Source organism: Flavobacterium celericrescens (assembly GCF_011392075.1).
GTDB lineage: Bacteria > Bacteroidota > Bacteroidia > Flavobacteriales > Flavobacteriaceae > Flavobacterium > Flavobacterium celericrescens.
Genome location: NZ_JAAJBV010000001.1, coordinates 352443 through 372276 on the forward strand (window position 1 = coordinate 352443; position 19834 = coordinate 372276).

At 31.0% G+C, this 19834-nt stretch carries 20 protein-coding genes; 8 read left to right on the forward strand and 12 right to left on the reverse strand.

Annotated elements, in window-relative coordinates:
* The first annotated feature begins 17 nt into the window (after positions 1 to 17).
* Complete coding sequence (gene trpS / locus G4L40_RS01635) at positions 18 to 986, forward strand: tryptophan--tRNA ligase (protein ID WP_166235359.1); 969 nt, start codon at positions 18 to 20, stop codon at positions 984 to 986.
* 66 nt (positions 987 to 1052) lie between these two features.
* Here the strand turns inward: trpS and dprA are convergent, their stop codons facing one another.
* Positions 1053 to 2156, reverse strand: a complete 1104-nt coding sequence (dprA, locus tag G4L40_RS01640; protein WP_166235361.1) for a DNA-processing protein DprA — start codon at positions 2154 to 2156, stop codon at positions 1053 to 1055.
* A 201-nt stretch (positions 2157 to 2357) separates the two neighbouring features.
* Here dprA and G4L40_RS01645 point away from each other — a divergent pair, with 201 nt between their 5' ends.
* The 4 genes from G4L40_RS01645 (at position 2358) to G4L40_RS01660 (ending at position 5415) form a co-directional block, all read left to right on the forward strand.
* Positions 2358 to 3290 (forward strand): HU domain-containing protein, encoded by a 933-nt coding sequence (locus G4L40_RS01645; protein ID WP_166235362.1) that lies wholly within the window; start codon positions 2358 to 2360, stop codon positions 3288 to 3290.
* 98 nt (positions 3291 to 3388) lie between these two features.
* Positions 3389 to 3901: an acyl-CoA thioesterase gene (locus G4L40_RS01650; RefSeq protein ID WP_111566472.1), complete on the forward strand. Its 513-nt coding sequence runs from the start codon at positions 3389 to 3391 to the stop codon at positions 3899 to 3901.
* 49 nt (positions 3902 to 3950) lie between these two features.
* A complete protein-coding gene (locus G4L40_RS01655; protein WP_166235364.1) occupies positions 3951 to 5003 on the forward strand; it encodes a ferredoxin--NADP reductase in 1053 nt (350 codons plus the stop codon).
* Complete coding sequence (locus G4L40_RS01660) at positions 4993 to 5415, forward strand: hypothetical protein (RefSeq protein ID WP_166235366.1); 423 nt, start codon at positions 4993 to 4995, stop codon at positions 5413 to 5415. The genes G4L40_RS01655 and G4L40_RS01660 overlap by 11 nt, the downstream gene beginning before the upstream one ends.
* 11 nt (positions 5416 to 5426) lie before the next feature.
* Here G4L40_RS01660 and G4L40_RS01665 read toward each other — a convergent pair whose 3' ends face one another.
* Both G4L40_RS01665 and G4L40_RS01670 read right to left on the reverse strand, forming a co-directional pair.
* On the reverse strand, positions 5427 to 6464 hold the full coding sequence (locus G4L40_RS01665; protein ID WP_166235368.1) for a glycosyltransferase family 9 protein: 1038 nt from the start codon (positions 6462 to 6464) through the stop codon (positions 5427 to 5429).
* Between the two features lie 10 nt (positions 6465 to 6474).
* Complete coding sequence (locus tag G4L40_RS01670) at positions 6475 to 7080, reverse strand: DUF4254 domain-containing protein (protein WP_166235370.1); 606 nt, start codon at positions 7078 to 7080, stop codon at positions 6475 to 6477.
* 73 nt (positions 7081 to 7153) lie between these two features.
* Between G4L40_RS01670 and upp the strand changes: the two genes are divergently transcribed.
* Positions 7154 to 7807: a uracil phosphoribosyltransferase gene (gene upp / locus G4L40_RS01675; RefSeq protein WP_166235372.1), complete on the forward strand. Its 654-nt coding sequence runs from the start codon at positions 7154 to 7156 to the stop codon at positions 7805 to 7807.
* Here upp and G4L40_RS01680 read toward each other — a convergent pair.
* The gene (locus tag G4L40_RS01680; protein ID WP_166235374.1) at positions 7802 to 8731 is read right to left on the reverse strand and encodes a DUF6427 family protein; all 930 of its coding nucleotides are present in this window, start codon (positions 8729 to 8731) and stop codon (positions 7802 to 7804) included. The genes upp and G4L40_RS01680 overlap by 6 nt on opposite strands.
* A gap of 46 nt (positions 8732 to 8777) precedes the next feature.
* Here G4L40_RS01680 and G4L40_RS01685 point away from each other — a divergent pair, with 46 nt between their 5' ends.
* A complete protein-coding gene (locus tag G4L40_RS01685; RefSeq protein WP_166235376.1) occupies positions 8778 to 9008 on the forward strand; it encodes a DUF6341 family protein in 231 nt (76 codons plus the stop codon).
* A 22-nt stretch (positions 9009 to 9030) separates the two neighbouring features.
* On the opposite strand, the gene purD is transcribed toward G4L40_RS01685, so the two are convergent.
* The gene (gene purD / locus G4L40_RS01690; RefSeq protein WP_166235378.1) at positions 9031 to 10302 is read right to left on the reverse strand and encodes a phosphoribosylamine--glycine ligase; all 1272 of its coding nucleotides are present in this window, start codon (positions 10300 to 10302) and stop codon (positions 9031 to 9033) included.
* A 112-nt stretch (positions 10303 to 10414) separates the two neighbouring features.
* Here purD and G4L40_RS01695 point away from each other — a divergent pair, with 112 nt between their 5' ends.
* Positions 10415 to 11725, forward strand: a complete 1311-nt coding sequence (locus tag G4L40_RS01695) for a phenylacetate--CoA ligase family protein (RefSeq protein ID WP_166235613.1) — start codon at positions 10415 to 10417, stop codon at positions 11723 to 11725.
* Positions 11726 to 11836: 111 nt separating this feature from the next.
* On the opposite strand, the gene G4L40_RS01700 is transcribed toward G4L40_RS01695, so the two are convergent.
* The 7 genes from G4L40_RS01700 to G4L40_RS01730 are packed head-to-tail and all read right to left on the reverse strand — an operon-like array spanning position 11837 to position 19502.
* Entirely contained in the window at positions 11837 to 12589 is a 753-nt protein-coding gene (locus G4L40_RS01700; protein WP_166235380.1) for a glycosyltransferase family 2 protein, read from the reverse strand.
* Positions 12589 to 13941, reverse strand: coding sequence for an undecaprenyl-phosphate glucose phosphotransferase (locus tag G4L40_RS01705; RefSeq protein ID WP_166235382.1), 1353 nt, complete (start codon positions 13939 to 13941; stop codon positions 12589 to 12591). The genes G4L40_RS01700 and G4L40_RS01705 overlap by 1 nt, the downstream gene beginning before the upstream one ends.
* Positions 13942 to 14925 (reverse strand): UDP-glucuronic acid decarboxylase family protein, encoded by a 984-nt coding sequence (locus G4L40_RS01710; protein WP_166235384.1) that lies wholly within the window; start codon positions 14923 to 14925, stop codon positions 13942 to 13944. It lies immediately after the preceding gene.
* Between the two features lies 1 nt (position 14926).
* The gene (locus G4L40_RS01715; RefSeq protein WP_166235386.1) at positions 14927 to 16261 is read right to left on the reverse strand and encodes an O-antigen ligase family protein; all 1335 of its coding nucleotides are present in this window, start codon (positions 16259 to 16261) and stop codon (positions 14927 to 14929) included.
* Complete coding sequence (locus G4L40_RS01720; protein WP_166235388.1) at positions 16203 to 17309, reverse strand: DUF1972 domain-containing protein; 1107 nt, start codon at positions 17307 to 17309, stop codon at positions 16203 to 16205. Before G4L40_RS01720 ends, G4L40_RS01715 begins: the two co-directional genes overlap by 59 nt.
* Positions 17310 to 17367: 58 nt before the next feature.
* A complete protein-coding gene (locus G4L40_RS01725) occupies positions 17368 to 18519 on the reverse strand; it encodes a glycosyltransferase family 4 protein (protein ID WP_166235390.1) in 1152 nt (383 codons plus the stop codon).
* Positions 18519 to 19502, reverse strand: coding sequence for an O-antigen ligase family protein (locus G4L40_RS01730; RefSeq protein ID WP_166235392.1), 984 nt, complete (start codon positions 19500 to 19502; stop codon positions 18519 to 18521). Before G4L40_RS01730 ends, G4L40_RS01725 begins: the two co-directional genes overlap by 1 nt.
* Between the last annotated feature and the right edge of the window lie 332 nt (positions 19503 to 19834).

The window sequence follows — 19834 nt, forward strand, 5'->3', positions numbered from 1 at the left end:
GCGTTTAAAAAACAAAAATGGCAAAAATCTTAACCGGAGTTCAAAGTACAGGAACACCTCACTTAGGTAATTTATTAGGAGCTATTTTACCAGCAATTAAAATGGCTGAAAATCCTGATAACCAATCATTTCTTTTTATTGCCGATTTGCATTCGATTACGCAAATCAAAAATGGAACAGAATTAAGACAAAACACCTACAGTACGGCGGCAACTTGGCTTGCTTGCGGATTAAATACCGATAAAGTAATTTTTTATCGTCAATCGGATGTGCCTCAAACAGCAGAGTTGTCTTGGTATTTGAGCTGTTTTTTTCCCTTCCAACGTTTAACTTTAGCGCATTCATTCAAAGATAAAGCGGATAGATTAGAAGATGTAAATGCCGGATTGTTTACGTATCCAATGCTAATGGCAGCGGATATTTTATTGTACGATGCAAACTTTGTTCCGGTTGGAAAAGACCAATTACAACATATCGAAATTACGAGAGATGTAGCTTCGCGTTTTAATCATCAAATGGGAGAAACCTTTGTATTACCTGAAGGGAGAACTTCTGAAGATAGTATGTTAGTTCCTGGTACCGACGGACAAAAAATGAGTAAATCGAGAAATAATTTCATTAATATTTTTGTGGATGACAAGGCGCTTCGCAAACAAATTATGGGAATTCAAACCGATAGTACACCATTAGAAGATCCAAAAAACCCAGACACTTGTAATTGTTTTGCTTTATACAAATTGTTAGCAACACCTGAGGAAACTGAAGTAATGAAAACTAATTATTTAGGAGGAAATTACGGTTACGGTCACGCCAAACAAGAATTGTTTGAATTAATCGTTGAGAAATTCAAAAACGAAAGAGAAAAATATAATTATTACATCAACAACTTAGAAGAAGTAGATAAATTATTACTTGAAGGTGCTGCTAAAGCAAGTGCTGTAGCAAATGGTGTTTTGAAAAGAGTAAGAGAAAAGTTGGGTTACTAAGAAAAATCAACTTATAATTATAAAACCCTCAAAGTTTAAAAGTCTAAATTTTGAGGGTTTATTTTATCAAATTGCCTCAAACATTTTTCCAGGCAAAGGACGAATAACTCCTTTCAATTCCATGTTTAACAAAATCGACGAAATCCGATAAACTGGAAAATCACATTCTAATGCGATGATGTCCATCATTTCTTTACCTGTTTTTTGAAGGTAATCGTAGATGATTTGTTCTTCATCGGTTAAGGTGATGAACAATTGTTTTTGAACTACTTTTTGAGATTCGCGCTGCAATTCCCAATTTAAAATATACACTAAATCTGCTGCTGATGTGAGCAAATTGGCGCGTTGTGTTTTAATTAAATTATTACAGCCTTGACTGTATTTATCTGTTGTTCTTCCTGGAACGGCGAAAACGTCTCGGTTATAATCATTAGCTAAATTAGCCGTGACTAATGAACCACCTCTTTCCGCACTTTCAATTACGATAGTAGCTTCGCTAATGCCAGCCACAATGCGGTTTCTTTTGATGAAATTTTCTTTATCGGGATTGCTGGTGCTCCAAAATTCTGTTAAAAAGCCGCCGTTTTGTTCCATTTTTGCCATGTACTTTTTATGAGTTTTCGGATAAATTTGATTCAATCCGTGTGCTAAAACACCTATGGTTTGTAAACCACAATCCATTGCTATTTGATGGGCATAAATATCAACGCCATAAGCAAAACCACTAACAATTATGGGATTTAATGGTGAAATTTCTTCTATCAATTTCTTAGTAAATTCCATGCCATACGTCGTGATTTGACGGGTTCCAACAATGCTGATGATTCTTTGGTTTTGTAAATCAATATTTCCGGCTTGGAATAAAAGTACAGGACTATCGTAGCAATTTTTTAATCTTTCAGGATAATTTTCTTCTTGAAAATAAGTAGTGGAAATATTTTCTTGTGCAAGGAATTGTAGTTCGGCTTCCGCTTTTTTGAATACCGATTTGTCTTGTAAATTTTTAATTACAACCGAACCAATGCCGTCAATTTTTTGAAGTTGGGATTTTTTTGAAGCGAATACTTCTTCTGCGTTTCCGCAATGTTGGAGGAGTTTTTTAGCAATTACATCTCCTACTCCTTCTACTTGCATCAACGCAAGCGTGTGGTATAATTCTGACTGGGTCATGGCGTGTATAAAATTTATTTGGCGTATAATTGAAGAACAAAAATAGTTCTTTTTATCAATAATCCAAAAAAGAAAACAGAATCCCTATTATCCTGCTGAATTAGGAATTCATTTTTAATTGTTTAAAGTAAAAATCGTGATTGTTAATAATTTTTGTTGATAAAATTTTGATATTACTATTGATTATCTAACTTTGTTGTTATGCAGATAGAAAAACACATATCCGACTTATTATATCGTTATCAGTGCGTTACTGTTCCTGGTTTTGGTGCTTTTTTAACCGAAACTATATCAGCTCACGTTACTGGAAGCGCAAGTTCGTTTTTTCCACCTAAAAAAGTGGTTTCGTTTAATGCGAATGTAAAAAACAATGATGGTTTATTAGCAAATCATGTGGCATTACAAGAAAAAATGTCATACGAATTAGCGGTAATCAAAATTGGTGATGTGGTGAACGAATGGACATATTTATTACAAAATCGCAATCGCGTAGTGTTGAAAAACATTGGTGAAATTTCAGTTAACAATGAAATGAATTGGGTTTTTGAACCAGTTAACACCATAAATTATTTAACCGATTCGTTTGGTTTGAGCAGCTTTGTTTCTCCAGAAATCACAAGGGAAGTTTTAAAACAAGAAGTTGAAGCTTTAGAAGAAAAAGCCCCAATTATTTTTACTCCTGAAAGAAAAAGAGATTACTCTTACTTAAAATATGCTGCAGTTTTTGTGGTAATGTTGGGCGCTGGTGGACTTGGTTATATGACATACAACAATCAACAAATTGAAACGAAAACATTAGCCGTTCAAAAAAACGTCCAAGAAAAAGTACAACAACAAATTCAAGAGGCAACTTTTGTAATTTCTAATCCGATAAATACCGTTGAACTTGCGGTTGCAGAAGAAAAAATGCCTTATCATTTAGTAGCGGGCGCATACAGAAGCGAGGAAAATGCAAAAAAAGCCATAGTCGAATTAAATGCTGCTGGATTTGAAAAAGCAAAAATGCTTCCTTTAAATAATCACAATCTATATCCTGTGGTTTATGGAAGTTTCAAAAACTTAAATGACGCTCAAACAGAAAGAAAAAACATCCAAAAAACACACAATGCAGAAGCTTGGTTGTTAATCGAATAAATTTTTAACACTTTGCGTAATAATTATCAAAATCCCTTTTTTGGGATTTTTTTATGTGTTTTATTTACAGATTCCTCATTATCTTTGCAAAAAAAACAATGCAACCAAAATTTCCTTCAGAATCGGTAACTACTTTAACCGACTTAGTTTTACCAGGTGAAACCAATCCATTGAACAACTTATTTGGTGGTGAATTGCTAGCGCGTATGGACAGAGCCGCAAGTATTACCGCTAGAAGACACTCACGTAGAATTTGTGTAACGGCATCGGTTAACCACGTAGCGTTTAACAGAGCTATTCCGTTAGGAAGTGTGGTAACTGTTGAATCGAAAGTATCGAGAACATTCAACACTTCTATGGAGATTTTTATTGATGTTTGGATTGAAGACCGCGAATCGGGAATTAAAAATAAAGCGAACGAAGCGATTTATACTTTTGTTGCCGTTGACGAAACCGGAAGACCAATTCCTGTTCCACCAATTGAACCAGAAACCGAATTAGAAAAGCAACGTTACGAAGCCGCCTTAAGAAGAAAACAACTAAGCTTAGTCTTAGCTGGAAAAATGAAACCAAGCGAAGCAACGGAATTAAAAGCGTTGTTTATGGAATAAATGAAGAACCTTCGGGTTCTTTTTTTTATTTTTGTAAAAAATAAATCACATGTCATCATTTTATAAATTAAGCATTAAAGAAATCATCAAAGAAACGGCTGATGCGGTTTCGATTCTTTTTAATGTTCCCGACGAATTAAAATCGTATTATCAATTCGTTGCTGGACAATATGTAAACTTAAAAATTACGCTTGACGGACAAGAAATCAGAAGAGCGTATTCGATTTGTTCTTCTCCAAAAAGTGGCGAATTACGAATTGCTGTTAAAGCTATAAAAAGCGGATTCTTCTCAAAATTTGCGAATGAAAAATTAGCGGTTGGAAACGTAATCGAAGTAGGAACTCCAGAAGGAAAATTCACTTTCGAACCTAAAGCAGAACGTCAGAAAAACTATGCGGCTTTCGTGGCTGGTAGCGGAATTACGCCTGTTTATTCTATTTTAAAATCGGTTTTAGAGGAAGAACCAAATAGTACTTTTGTTTTGGTTTATGGAAATAAATCAGAAAAAGATACCATTTTCCACAACCAATTACATGATTTACAGTTACAATATGTAGGACGTTTGTTTGTGCAATATGTGTACAGTCAATCAACGGCTGATAATGCTTTATCTGGTCGAATTGATAAATCAACGGTGAATTTCATCTTGAAAAACAAACATGCCGAAATGGAATTCTCAAAATTCTATTTATGCGGACCTGAAGAGATGATTAATTTAGTTTCGGACACATTGAAAGAAAATAATATTGCGAGTTCAGATATTAAATTTGAATTATTTTCGACTTCATCAAGCGAAGGAGAAACCGTTGCAAACGCTGATGGTCATACTAAAATTTCGATTTTAGTTGATGATGAAGAAACGACTTTCGAAATGAGTCAAAAACAAAATTTATTAGAAGCAGCTTTGAAACAAGGTCTAGATGTTCCGTATTCTTGTCAAGGTGGAATTTGCAGCAGTTGTATTTGTAGAATTACAGAAGGTGAAGCGGTCTTGAAAAAGAACCAAATTTTAACTGATGCCGAAATTGCAGAAGGATTAACGTTAGCATGTCAAGCACATCCAACAACAGCTACAATTAAGATTGATTTTGATGATGTTTAGTCGTCTATTCGTATCATTATTTTTTTCTTTTACTTTACTAAGTTGTAATTTTAGTTTAAGTCAAAATTTTAATACATCTCAAATTAAAATTTTATTTGAAGAATTTAACAAACAATCTCAAACTCCTTTTAGTTATAAAATTTTTAAAGATTTTTTAAAGGATATAAAAATTGAAGATTTAAAAAAAGGTAAAGAATTTGAAAAAGAAGTTCTATTTGAAAATTTTGATTGTGAATGCAAGGATGTTATGAAAATTTCATACGATAAAACTTCAAAGACTTTTATTTTAAAGATCAATGAAGCTTCATTTGTAAAAGACTTAGATTGGTGTCCTGAACATTCATATATTGGGACTTTTGAAATTAAAGAGGATAAAATTATAAATACTGAATTTAATCTTGTTGCTGGTTAATAATAAAGGAGCTACTTAAGCTCCTTTTGTGTTTTTTCTATAATTGTATTGGGTAAAATAGTTTGCATCACATTTTCATAACCTTCTACCTTTTTGTTTCCATAAATGGAAGTTGGTAATAATGGATATTGTATTCTGTCTGAAGTCAAACAAAAATCATCTGGTTGATTGAACGGTTTGAAGCCTGCGTAAGGATGCGTTGCGCCCCAAAGTGTAATCACTTTTACGCCCAACATCGCAGCAATATGTGCATTTCCAGAATCCATGGAAAGCATAACGTCTAAATTAGAAATCACGTCTAATTCTTGTTTGAATTTTATTTTTCCTGCTAAAACGATTACATTTTCATGTTGGTTTTGTAATTGATTTAGCAATTGAATTTCTTTCTCTCCTCCACCAAATAAGAAGATTTTTTGGTTTTTGTTTTCCGCTAAACCGTCAATCACTTGTTGCATTAAATCCAGCGGATACACTTTACTTTCGTATTGAGCAAAAGGTGCTATTCCAATCCAATTTTGATTTTTAATTCCAGTAATTGAGATGATTTCTTCTGATAAAATTGCTTTTTCTGGGAATTGAGGATTTGTTAAATCAATAGAAAATCCAAGTTGCTTGAACGTATCTACATGCCTTTCAACCATAGATTTAACAGGAGCAAAAACTTTATTGGTTAGACTCGTTAACGCTTTCTTTTCGGCTCTTCCTTTATCAGTTGCCGCTACTTTTTGTCCGCTTAACGCAAATAATGTTCGGACAACTTTGGAACGAAGTACATTGTGAAAATCGGCAACCAAATCAATATTTAATTTTCGCAAATCAGAAAATAATCGAAGTAATCCGATGAAACCTTTGTGTCGTTCTTTCAAATCCACACCGAAGAAATTCACATTTGGAATTCCGTCAAAAAAAGGTTGGAAAAAAGGTCGGGAAACTACGGTAATTTTTACTTCGGGATATTGTAAAACTAAGGCTCTCAACACAGGAACTGTCATTGCGACATCACCCATGGCTGAGAGCCTTATTACCAATATGTGTTTGGATTTAGACATCAAATGATGACTATTTTTTATTCTGATACAACACCGGATTTAACTCCTCGTCGTTGTACATCTTCATTTGTTTGTACACTTTCATGTATTTGTCACCTGCTTCAATATCTTCAATTAATTGACTGATTGAAGTAAACATATCGTTCTTTTGGTCTAACAAAACATTCAATTTTTCTTGACATTTTGCTCTGTGTTCAGTCGTAGCCTCTGCACGAGTTGCCTCTTCGTTCATGTGGTAAATTTTCAAAGCTAAAATCGATAAACGGTCAATTGCCCATGCTGGACTTTCTGTATTGATTTTTGCATTTGGTTTTACTTGAACGTCTTTGTATTTATCTAAGAAATAACTATCGATATATTCTACCATGTCCGTACGAACTTGGTTCGAAGCATCAATTTTACGTTTTAAATCTAACGCTGCAACCGGATCAATATTTGGATCACGAACGATATCTTCATAATGCCATTGCACCGTGTCTACCCAATTTTTTGCAAACAACAAATATTCAATAGTTCCTTTTTCGAAAGGATTTACAACTGGTTGATACACATCATCAACAATGTGATATGTTTTGATACTTTGTTCAAAAATGGGAAATGCAAATTCAGCAAACATAATTATAGCTTTAAAATTGATACAAAAATAGCGATTTTTTGTACTTTTATCCTGAAAATAAAAAATAAATCCGATGCACATTCATTATATCTCTGAGCAAAATAGTATTCTTAATCATTTTTTAGCGCAAATTCGTGATGTAAACATCCAAAAAGACAGCATGCGTTTTAGAAAAAATATTGCGCGTATTGGAGAAATAATGGCGTACGAATTAAGTAAAACACTTGATTACAAAAACATTGATGTGCAAACACCTCTTGGTATCAAACACACCACAACCATTGCAGAACCTGTAGTTTTATGTTCGATTTTACGTGCTGGTTTGGCTTTACATCAAGGTTTCATGAACTTTTTTGATAATGCAGAAAACGGATTTGTTTCGGCTTACCGTCATCATTACGACAATGACGACAAATTTGAAATTTTAGTAGAATATCAAGCAGCTCCATCTTTCGAAGGAAAAAATTTAATCTTAATTGATCCAATGTTGGCTACTGGCCAATCTTTAGTAGCGGTTTTACACAAGTTACATTTGGAACACCAACCAAAAGAAATTCATATTGCTGTAGTGATTGCAACACCTGAAGGAATAGATTATTTAGAAAAAAACATCCCCAAAAACTGCCATTTGTGGGTTGCCGCTTTAGATGAGAAACTAAACGAACACAACTATATTGTTCCGGGTTTAGGCGACGCTGGAGACTTAGCTTACGGAAGTAAACTATAACTGCATAATAAAAAAGAAAATTCCAAAAGCAAATAAAGAATACACAACGATTTCTTTCACTAAATCATTTTCAATTTTTTCTATGAAATTAGCACCAATAATTGCTAATGGGGCAAAACAAAATGCTAAACTTCCATTGTTTTTGTTTGCTGAAAGCACGTAAATTCCTACACCCAAAATAAAAGAAAATAAAATTGTTTTGTGTGAAGATTGCATATTTAATGCTTTGTTAGGAATTTCAAAAACATGCAAAACAAAAGCAAACAAACTCAATGAAGCAAAAAGAGCTAATGCTAATCGTTGATAAATGTTATCAAAATAATAAAAGTCAAAACTTACATATGTTTTACTTAATAATGTACTCATCAAGCTATTATCTAATAAACTATTGGCAAGGAAAAATAAAATGGTTACAGCGAATAATGCAATGAAAGGAATGACCCAATTTCGGTAATCTTTAGAAACGTGGAGAATAATTGCAATGAACACTAAAACGATATAAAAAATACTCCAAAAATGAAACAAAGCTGCTAAAAGAATCCAAAATGATGCGTCAAAAATTTTTTCTTTGGTAGATAAAAGTGATTTTAATGAAATTAATCTTCTCAAAGCCAAAAGCAATAAGAAATTTGAAATTATAATGTTCTTATTTTGGAATATGGATGAGAAAAAAAGTAAAAAAACAAAGAATAACAACAGCGCATAATTATTACTTTTTGTTAATCCATTTTTTAGCGCAATAAAATTGGTTAAAAAAATAGACGCAAAAACTAAAAGAAACAATCCGAGTTCTTCAGCATAATAAAACCATGTAGCATCAGCAGAAGCAGTCGAAATAGTCTTCATAATAAAGAAGACTAATGACAAAATTCCTATTACTAAATAATTAAATGGTCTAGTTTTACTAAAAACACTTGCTATCATGCGAATATTTTATATTTTTGTGGTGTAAATATAATACTTTATCAAAATGAAATCATTTTTTGAAGGAATTGCAAGTCTTTTTGTTGACTTTTTATTTGTTCCAATGGATATGTTCAGAGAATTAGAATTAACTAACTGGTGGACTGCAAATGTAATAAATTGGTTGTTTATCATCATTTGTTGTGTTGCCATGACCCATTGGATTAAGCAATTAAACATTTTTAAAGCAAACAACGAAGACGAGCAAGACACAACTGCACATTCGTTTTTAAAATAATTTTAATAGCTATTGGCAAGAATTACAAATCCTTACCAATATCTGTTCTATAATACATCTTATCAAATTGTAGTTTTGCTATACTTTGATAAGATTTTTTTATGGCTTCTTGAAAGTCATTCCCATAGGAAGTTACCGCAATTACACGACCTCCGTTAGTCACCACTTTTCCGTTTTCTAATTTTGTTCCTGCATGAAATGGGATAGAATCGGTAATGTTTTCCAATCCGAAAATCTCTTTTCCTTTTTCATAATCTTCAGGATACCCTCCAGAAACTACCATGATAGTTGTAGCGGCTCTTTCATCAATTTCCAATGTGATTTTCTCTAATTTTTGATTTCCGATAGCTTCAAAAATTTCAACTAAATCACTTTTCAATCTTGGCATTACCACTTCTGTTTCTGGATCGCCCATACGAACGTTGTATTCGATAACCATGGGTTCGCCTTTCACATTAATTAATCCGATGAAAACAAATCCTTTATATTCGATTCCGTCTTTTTGTAAACCTGAGATAGTAGGTTTTACAATTCGGGTTTCTATTTTTTCTAATAAAACAGCATCAGCAAATGGAACTGGAGATACCGCGCCCATTCCGCCTGTATTTAATCCTGTATCACCTTCTCCGATTCGTTTGTAATCTTTTGCTGTTGGTAATACTTTATATGATTTTCCGTCGGTTAAAACGAAACAGCTTAATTCAATTCCGTCTAAAAATTCTTCGATAACTACTTTTGAACTTGCTTGTCCAAATTTAGCCCCAACTAACATATTTCTTAATTCCGTTTTCGCTTCTTCTAAATTGGATAAAATTAAAACTCCTTTTCCCGCAGCTAATCCGTCTGCTTTTAAAACGTAAGGTGCTTCTAAAGTTTCTAAAAATTGACAACCTTGCTCTACTGTTTCTTTGGTGAAACTTTCGTAACGAGCCGTTGGAATGTTGTGTTTTACTAAAAATTCTTTGGCAAATTCTTTACTTCCTTCTAATTGTGCTCCTAATTTTGATGGACCAATAACTGGAATATGATTGATTTCTACATCGTTTTTGAAAAAATCATAAATTCCTAAAACCAATGGATCTTCTGGACCTACGACAACCATTTCGACTTTTTCTTGTAAAACAAAAGTTTTAACGGCATCAAAATTATTAGGATTCAAATCCACATTTTTTGCAATGTTTGCTGTTCCTGCATTTCCAGGTGCAACAAAAAGAGAAGTACATTTTGAAGATTGAAGCATTTTCCAAGCTAGTGCGTGTTCGCGACCGCCAGAACCAAGTAGTAAAATAGTCATTTTGTGTGTTGTTATGTTGTTTGGCAAAAGTACTATTTCTTAAGAAGAAAGAAAAAAGAAAAAAGAAGAAAGATTATTTTCAGATTTATTACTTTTGGATAAATTCCAACGAATGTTCAACTTGTTTCATCTTTCTTTAAAATTAAGTGGTTTTCCTATTGCGAAAGCTCAGGCTGATTTTGAGAAAATTCTACAAATTTCAGAAACAGATTATCCCGATTATCTCGAAACTAAAAAGCGAGAAATTGTAGAATTTCATTTGAAAAACAATAGTTTTTATCAGGGTTTATTTGGAAAAGATAGTTTTGATAATTGGAACGAATTACCCGTTCTCACCAAAAAAGATTTACAAAAACCTTTAAAAGACCGACTTTCAAAAGGCTATTCCGAGAAAACTGTCTTTGTGAATAAAACTTCAGGTTCGAGTGGCGATCCGTTTGTTTTTGCTAAGGATAAAGAGGCACATGCAATTACTTGGGCTTCAATTATTCATCGTTTTGGTTGGTATGGTGTTGATTTTAATTCGTCGTATCAAGCGCGCTTTTATGGAATTCCTTTGGATTTTATTGGATACAAAAAAGAACGTTTGAAAGACTTTTTAAGCAAAAGATATCGTTTCCCTATTTTTGATTTATCGGACAAAATTTTAGATGGTGTTTTGGAACATTTTAAAACCAAAAAGTTTGATTACATCAATGGTTACACAAGTTCGATTGTGCTTTTTGGTAAATACTTACAAGCTCGAAATATCATTCTAACCGATGTTTGTCAGACATTAAAAGTTTGTATGGTGACATCGGAAATGTTGTTTGAAGAAGACAAAATCTTGCTTGAAAAATATTTAGGAATTCCAGTTGTGAATGAATATGGCGCATCGGAATTAGATTTGATTGCTTTTCAAAATCCAAAAGATGAATGGCAAGTAAATTCAGAAACTTTATTTGTAGAGATTTTAGATGAAAATAATCAATCTGTTCCGTATGGAAAAGAAGGAAAAGTGGTGATTACTTCCTTGTATAATAAAGCGCATCCTTTTATACGCTATGAAATTGGTGATGTTGGAATTTTGGATGAAAGCAGCACGTTGAAAAAACCCATTCTAAAAAAATTAATTGGAAGAACTAGCGATGTGGCGCTTTTGCCTAGTGGAAAAAAATCGCCAGGATTAACGTTTTATTACGTAACCAAAAGCATTATTGAAGACGATGGAAACGTAAAAGAATTCATTGTACGTCAAACGAAATTGGATTGTTTTGAAATTGATTATGTGAGTTCGGCGGAATTGACTTCGGAACAAATTCAGGAAATTGAAAAAGCGATTGCTAAATATTTAGAACCAGAATTGCATTTCACTTACAATCGAAAAGAAGTTTTGGAACGTACAAAAAGGGGAAAATTGAAGCAATTTCAATCAATGCTTTGATTTATAAACACAGATTTCACAAATTAGCACAAATTCTTCTTTTAGTCATATCTTTCAGAGCGAAACTTCTTTGATTAACTAAATCAGACTTCGAAAACTTTGCGTTAAAAATTAATTTCTATACTTCATAAAACCGCGATACATCCAATGCAAAATATAATAAAGTGATTGAAAAACATTAAGCTTTTCAACTTCTCTATAAAATTGCCATTGGTATTTAATTAAATCTGATTTTTTTCTAGAAAGTGAATTTTCTCTGATTCTGTAAATCGCTTGCGTTTCTTGTATTCCGTGAGCGAATGGAATTACTTTTAAATAGTTTAACCACAATCCCATATCTTGACGTTTTCGGATGAGTGGCATATACTTTTTGCCCAATTTTTTAATATCAACAAAAGCTGTCAAACAACTTATAGAATTAGATTTTAGAATATCAGTATACGAAACTTTATGCGGAACAATAAAATCAGAATACACAAATTCCAATTGTCCATTAGCTCTTTTGTAAGATGAAAACACGAATGGAATTCCAGTTTTTTGAATGGTTTTGATATTGTTTTCGATGAAGGTTGGGAACCAAATATCATCGGCGTCAATGAACGTCATATAATCTCCAGACGCTTTTTCAATTCCGGTATTTCGAGCTACTGCTGGACCAGAATTTTGACTTAATTTATGAAATTGGATACGGTTATCATTTTGAATTATGGATAAAACTACGCTTTCTGTTTCATCAGACGAACCGTCATCTACAATAATCATTTCCCAATTTTGATAGGTTTGATTTTGCACAGATTGAATAGTTTCTGCAATAAATTTTGCAGAATTATACGATGGCGTAATTATGGAAACTAAAGCATTCATTAATAGGCTTTTTTCTCGCCTTTTATAGCGTTTACCACGGTTGCAAAAATAATTTTAATGTCGAGTAAAATTGACCAATTTTCTAGATAAAAAATATCATATTTTACCCTATTAATAATATCTTTTTCTGTCTCAACCTCTCCTCTAAATCCGTTGGTTTGAGCTAATCCAGTAATTCCGGGTTTTATAAAATGTCTCACCATGAATTTGTCAACACTTTTAGCATACATTTCTGTATGACTTACCATATGAGGTCTCGGGCCTACAACAGACATGTCTCCTAATAATACATTGAAAAATTGTGGCAATTCATCGATGCTTGTTTTGCGGATAAATTTTCCTATTTTAGTAATTCTTGGATCATTTTTTTGAACTTGCTCTAAATCTGCAATAGGATTCAAGTGCATGGAACGAAATTTATAACAATAGAACTCTTCATAGTTTAATCCATTTCTCTTTTGCTTAAAAAAGATTGGTCCTTTTGATTCTATTAAAATTAAAAGGGCAATTATTGGGGTTAACCATGACAATATAAAAACAACAATTAATAAAGAAAAAATAATATCAAAAATTCTTTTTAACCTCTTGTTTACTTCTTTATCTAAAGGAATTGTTCTAAGTGATATAATCGGAATATAATCATAATATTCAACCGCCAAATTTCTTAAAAAGGTATTCTTACTATCTGGTAAAAATTTAATGGTTTTTAAGCCGTTATCTGCAAAGTGGATTAAATTATCAATTTCATTATTAGTTAAAGTATTTATTGATGCATAAATTTCATCTATTTTGTTTTTGACAACAAAATCTTTACATTCTAATAATTCAGTTTTTTTATTTGATTTTAAATCAAAAATATGTACTAAGTTGTAACCATAATCTGGATTCTTGGTAAAGAAATCCTTTAATTCATCAACACTTTTTCCATGACCTACAATGATAACATTTCTATAATTTCCGCCATATAAAAGGCGGTATTTTTTAAGTAAGAAAAAAATTGAAAATTTTAATAATCCAACTAAAAGAAAAGACCAGAATATATAAAGCCCAACTTCATCAGTAGTTACATATTTGTATTTGTAACCCACATAAGCAAACGTTATCAAACCAATAAAGAAAAATTGTTTTAATAACTTTCCGAATATTTCAATTCCTTTACTAAATCTATAAACTTCATAGTACCCAGAATAATATGAAATAATTAACCAAAAAATAGATAAAATAGTATGGTAACCAAAATTACTCATAGCAGAACGCATACACAACAATACCATTAGATTTACAATTAATAAATCTAAGAATATTATTATTGGTCTAATATAACCTGAGTATCTTCCGGTTTTATTTTTCAATTAATGAATGTATTTAGTGAAATCCTTGTGTTCTTCTTTTAATAACTCTTCCGAAGAAAGTGTTTTAAAATAATCATACGTAATTTTCATGCCTTCAGATCTAGACACTTTTGCTTCCCAACCCAAAATTTCTTTTGCTTTAGTGGTGTCTGGTTGTCTTTGCATAGGATCATTAACGGGTAGTGGATGATATACTACCTTTTGATTGGTTCCTGTTAATTTGATTATTTCTTCTGCAAAATCTTTGATGGTAATTTCATCTGGATTACCAATATTTACTGGCAAATGATAATCTGAATGTAATAATCTATAAATACCTTCTACTTGATCATCTACATAACAGAATGAACGTGTTTGGCTTCCATCTCCAAAAATAGTTAAATCTTCGCCACGAAGTGCTTGCCCAATAAATGCTGGAATTACACGGCCGTCATTTAATCGCATTCTAGGTCCATAGGTGTTAAAAATTCGCACAATTCTAGTTTCTACACCGTGAAAAGTGTGATACGCCATGGTTATAGATTCTTGGAAACGTTTTGCTTCATCATAAACACCTCTTGGTCCAATGGTATTTACATTTCCATAATATTCTTCTGTTTGCGGATGTATTAATGGATCTCCATAAACTTCAGAAGTTGAAGCAATAAGAATTCTTGCTTTTTTTACTCTAGCTAAGCCTAATAAGTTATGTGTTCCTAAAGACCCAACTTTTAGTGTTTGAATAGGGATTTTTAAATAATCAATTGGACTTGCTGGGGATGCAAAATGTAAAATGTAATCTAATTTACCAGGTACATGAACAAACTTTGTAATATCATGATGATAAAATTCAAAATTTTTATCTTTAAAAAGATGTTCAATGTTTTTTAAATCACCAGTTATTAGGTTGTCCATTCCTATAACATAATATCCTTCTTTAATAAATCTATCGCAAAGGTGAGAACCTAAAAATCCTGCTGCACCTGTAATTAATATTCTTTTCATTTTATTTTTTTTCTAATTGGGGGTTAACTTTTATATTGAAAAGACAATAAAAAAGGACAAAAAACAAAACACCTCTTTGCCTCCACAAAAAAGATTCTGTCAAAAATAAGCTTATCATTAGAATCGCAAAAGCAATATGTATAAAATCTTTACTTTTAAAAGCAATTTTAGTATTTATAAATAAAATTACCATTAACAATAAAAACCCAACAAGCCCTAATTCGGCAAAGTTTTGCACATATTGATTATGAAAATTAAACGTCCCATAACCTGAGTATAAGTTATACTTTTTTTCTTTTTCTAACAATTTATTTAAAGAAGCATTTAACCCAAATCCTTTCCATAAAATAGGCTCTTCTTCTAAAAACTCCGTAAACATTCTAAATTGATATACTCTAAATGCTGTGCCTGGAAAATAATCTGCTGGATGAAATTTTTCTTTTGTCCATGCATCGGCAATACTTATATTGTTTATTCCTTTCTCTTTATTTAAAGCAACATTGTGTGAAATCCCTTTGTCGGAATTCGTTCTAAATTCTACTAAAAATCGCTCTTTAATTTTTCCAAAAGAAATGACAAAACCTAATAAAAGTAAAAGAATTGTCAGGTTTCTTAAACGAAGCCTATTTGCAATCTTTGAATAAAAAAATACCTGAATCAAGACTAACAAAACAAAAATCACAATAATATTTTTTGATGACAATAAGATTACAAATACAAAAAGAAGTGCAGCTATTAGTTGTTCAAGTTTTGATTTGTGTTCCTTAATAAAAAAATAAAAAAAAGCAATTGCAACATAAACAGAAAAATGAATTGCATTTAATAACCTTGGAACCAATCCTGTGTCAGTATCATTGTCTGGCCCGTGATAAAAGAAAACACTACTCTCTTGGGTTAATAAAAATCGAACAACAGCTCTAACTAAATAATAAACTACGTATAGAGTCATTGCGTAACTATAATACTTTATTATTTTGGACTTTTGTTCATTTGAAAATGTTGGAATGAACAAAAATGCGATTGGAATTAATAAAAAAGTAATTTCTTTTGGTATTGCCTGAAGCGTTCTTTGTACATCAATTGACCAGAAATAGGACAATGACATCCATAAAAACAAAAGTATTGGAAACAATAAAGTTAAAGAAATTTTATTGCTTATTTTTCTACCATAAAAAAATGACGTTGCTACAAATATTCCTAGTAAAATATTGTTTAAACCCATTGAAATCGGTAAGGTAATCAACAATACTACAAAAGGAATAAACGCTTTGTTTTGTTTATTTTCTGTTAGAATTTCCAGCCAAACACTGTTCAAAAAGTTGTAAATATTGCTCATTTATCTTTTCCCAATTAAACGATTTTGCAATTGCTTCAAAATTATTTTGTACGAATTGCAAGTTATTACTTTTTTTAATTGTATTTAAGATTTTTTTAACTTCTTCTGCAGATGAAAAATAAAAGGCATTTTCTTGTAAAACTCCTTTATTGAAATCATTATTATGTGCAACTATTAAAGCCTTTGAAGCCATTGCTTCTAATAACGAAGGATTAGTTCCTCCTACAGTATGTCCATGAAAATATATATTTGAAAAATAACGAAGGTTATTCAAATATTCTAAATCATAAACGGCTCCAATAAATCGAATGTGTTCAAAACTAGAAAACTTGTTTTTTAAATACGTTCCATATTTTGTGAGATGATTTCCAATAACTAGAATAGGTGTTTTTTCATCTGCCAAAGCAACTCCTTCTAGTACCATATCTAAATTGTTTTCAGGCTCAAAGCGAGCCATAAGCATATTGAAATTTTCTTTTTCAACTTGATATTCTTTTAAAATATCAGCATTTGCTTTATCAAAATTATGAGCTCCATATGCAATATAAGTGCTTTCTTTTTGGTATTTTTCTTGAATATACTTTTGAATCCCTATCGAATCAGAAATCAAATAATCGCTTTTCTTTACAGCTAATCGTTCTGCTATTTGGAGTGCTTTTTGAACTTTTTTAGAATATTTTGTTCTTTTCCATTCCAAACCATCCATATTGGTAATCACAATCGCGTCTTTTGGATGTAAAGAAAACCAAATCGAACTACTTGTATAACCTAGCTGAAGAATAATATCAAAATCTCTTTTTCTTGAATCTCTAATGCAATTTAAGTCATAAATAAACTGTCCGGCTGTTCCAATTTTAAATTCTGGATCATAACAATGAACAATTGTAACGTCATTAAAAATTTGCTGCTGATATGGATGATTGTGCGAATTATATACGTAAACCTCGTGTCCTTTTGAAGCGGCATACGTGGCAAAAAATTCTGCAAATTGCTCAAAACCACCATAATAATTTGGTATTCCTCGCGTTCCTAAAATTCCAATTCTCATTTGGTTTACTTTAACAAGAACAAATATAAACTTTTTAAGATATTTTAAGGCTTAAAACTCAATCCGCAAGAACTTTTTCAATTTTTGAAACATGTTTTTGAATAGAAAATTCCTCTACAGCTCTTGTATAGCCTTTTTGTCCCATTTCTAATCTCAACTTTTCATCGTTAATCAACTTTTCTATTGCATTTGTTAACTCTTGGATATTATTTGGTTCAATTAAAAAGCCTGTCTGTAATTGCTCAACTATTTCAGTCAATCCTCCATGATTTGAAGCAACAACTGGTTTTGAAGCTAACATTGCCTCTACTGCCACTAATCCAAATGGTTCAGGCTCGGTAGATGGAACTATCGCAATATCTATTGCTTTCCAAATGGTATTAATATTTGATTGAAATGGAATTATTTTTACCTTTTTCTCTATTTGATATTTTTGAATTTTTGTGTTTAGCTCTTTTAATATGTTTTGTTGATTATCCGTTGTGGAACCAACAAAAATTAATTTTAAATTAGAATGTTTTTGAGCCAAATAATGAAATGCCTCTAACAATACAAATTGACCTTTCCATCTGTTTATTCTACCAACTAAACCTACTACAATTTCTTCTTCAACTTCAAACAAATTTTTTCTGACCAATTCTATTTCATCTGTAGTAATATCGTTTGATTGGATTTCTAAACCATTACTAATTACACTGTAATTCTTTCTTTCTGTAAAAAATGATTCCCAAAAAGTTGCGGTTGCTTTTGAATTGTATATTGTGAAAAAGTTGCTCTTTCTATTTATTAAAAAACTGAAAAGTTTTGAAACTACTTTAGGTGATTCTATTATTTCATGCACGTGCCAAACATGCTTTATTCCTTTTATCCTTGCAAATATAAACCCTATTAAAACAGCCAAAGTATTTGAATAAACAATTTCAAATCGATATTTTTTATGCAATCTATTTAACGTTGAAAAACCTTGTCTTAAATGATTTAATAGCAACAAAAGATTTGTAGGTGTAAACATTTTTCGGTGCAATTTTATAACAGGCGCTATAAATACCTCAATGTTTTCTTTTTCTAATTCTATTTTTAGCGGACCATCATTGGGTAAAACCACAACGGGATAAAACTTTTGTTTATTAATATGTTTTAATAACAATAATAACGTTTTATCTGAGCCATACAATTCTGCCGATTGATGAACAAAAAGGATATTTTTCATTATTGCTCAATTATTTTATCCGTACTTTTTCTATGGGTGTCAAAACTTAACAATCCTCCAAGAATAAAAATTATTGCATCTCTTGGAATGTAAATTCCACTAATAATCAATGTTGTGAAAAGATAAAATAATCCAATTGAAGAGATTAACCTATTTACAAATAATTGATTAAGATTGTTTGTGTTGAATCTGTAAATTTTTAAATATAGCCTAATTAAAAAAATCAAAATTAATACTAAACCAAAAATTCCTGTTTTATAAAAAACAAAAACATACCCGTTATGTAATCTCGAGATATATTTCATGTCTTCATTTCCCAATGGTGCTTTAAATTTTAAATTTACTAAAGAACCATACCCTGTCCCTATCATATAGCTTGATGGGTTTTCTTTCATTAATTCAAATGCCCTATTGGCTTCATATCCTCTCCAATGATCCCAAAGTTCTTTATGGTTTTCTCTATCAATTTTTGTTTTAAAAATTTCTTCAGGAGCAATTTTAATTTTATATAAAAATGCTTCAACTCCTTTTGAATTACGATCAAGTTTTACAGAAAATAAATAAACATATAATAGTAAAATAAAAGCAACTGAAAAGCCTATAAAAACCAAAGTTCTTTTTGTGATTTTGGCATATCCTAACATCGAAAAACCAATTAAAAAAAGAATAACCAACATTGTTCTTGAGAAATACAAATAAATTGAGATGAGTAAAACTCCTAAAACAAGAATTTGAAGAATTTTATTTTCAACCAAAGATTTACCAAAATACTTCTTTGAAAATAATAAAAAATAAAAAGCAAAAACTTCAATAAAATTATCTAATCCAAAATCACCTCTTATGTTATTAATTGAATCATTTGCAAAATCACCTAGAATAAAAATTCCAAACAAATGAATAAAAGCAGTCAAACAGCCAATAAATAAAATTACTCTTAAAAATAAAGAAACATCTTTTATATTCTTAAAAAGCAAATAACTCAAAAAAATTGCATTGATGGGTTTTAAAAAATAAGTTATGTCTTTAATTATAAAACCAAGATTATGCTTACTATTAAAAAAACCAAGGAATCCAATTCCAAATATTAAAATTAAAGGGAAAAGATTATTTATTATTCTTTTAGAAATGGTAATATTACTCGTTAATAATAAACCACTTAATAATAAAAATTGTAATGCAAAATTTACTTTATAAGAGGGAAGATAAATTTCACACAATAAAACAATTACAAATAAAGTTATTGAGATATATTTTTTTGGAATCAAAACATCATTTTTTACATTCCAAATATAACTCAATTAAACAAAATATATTG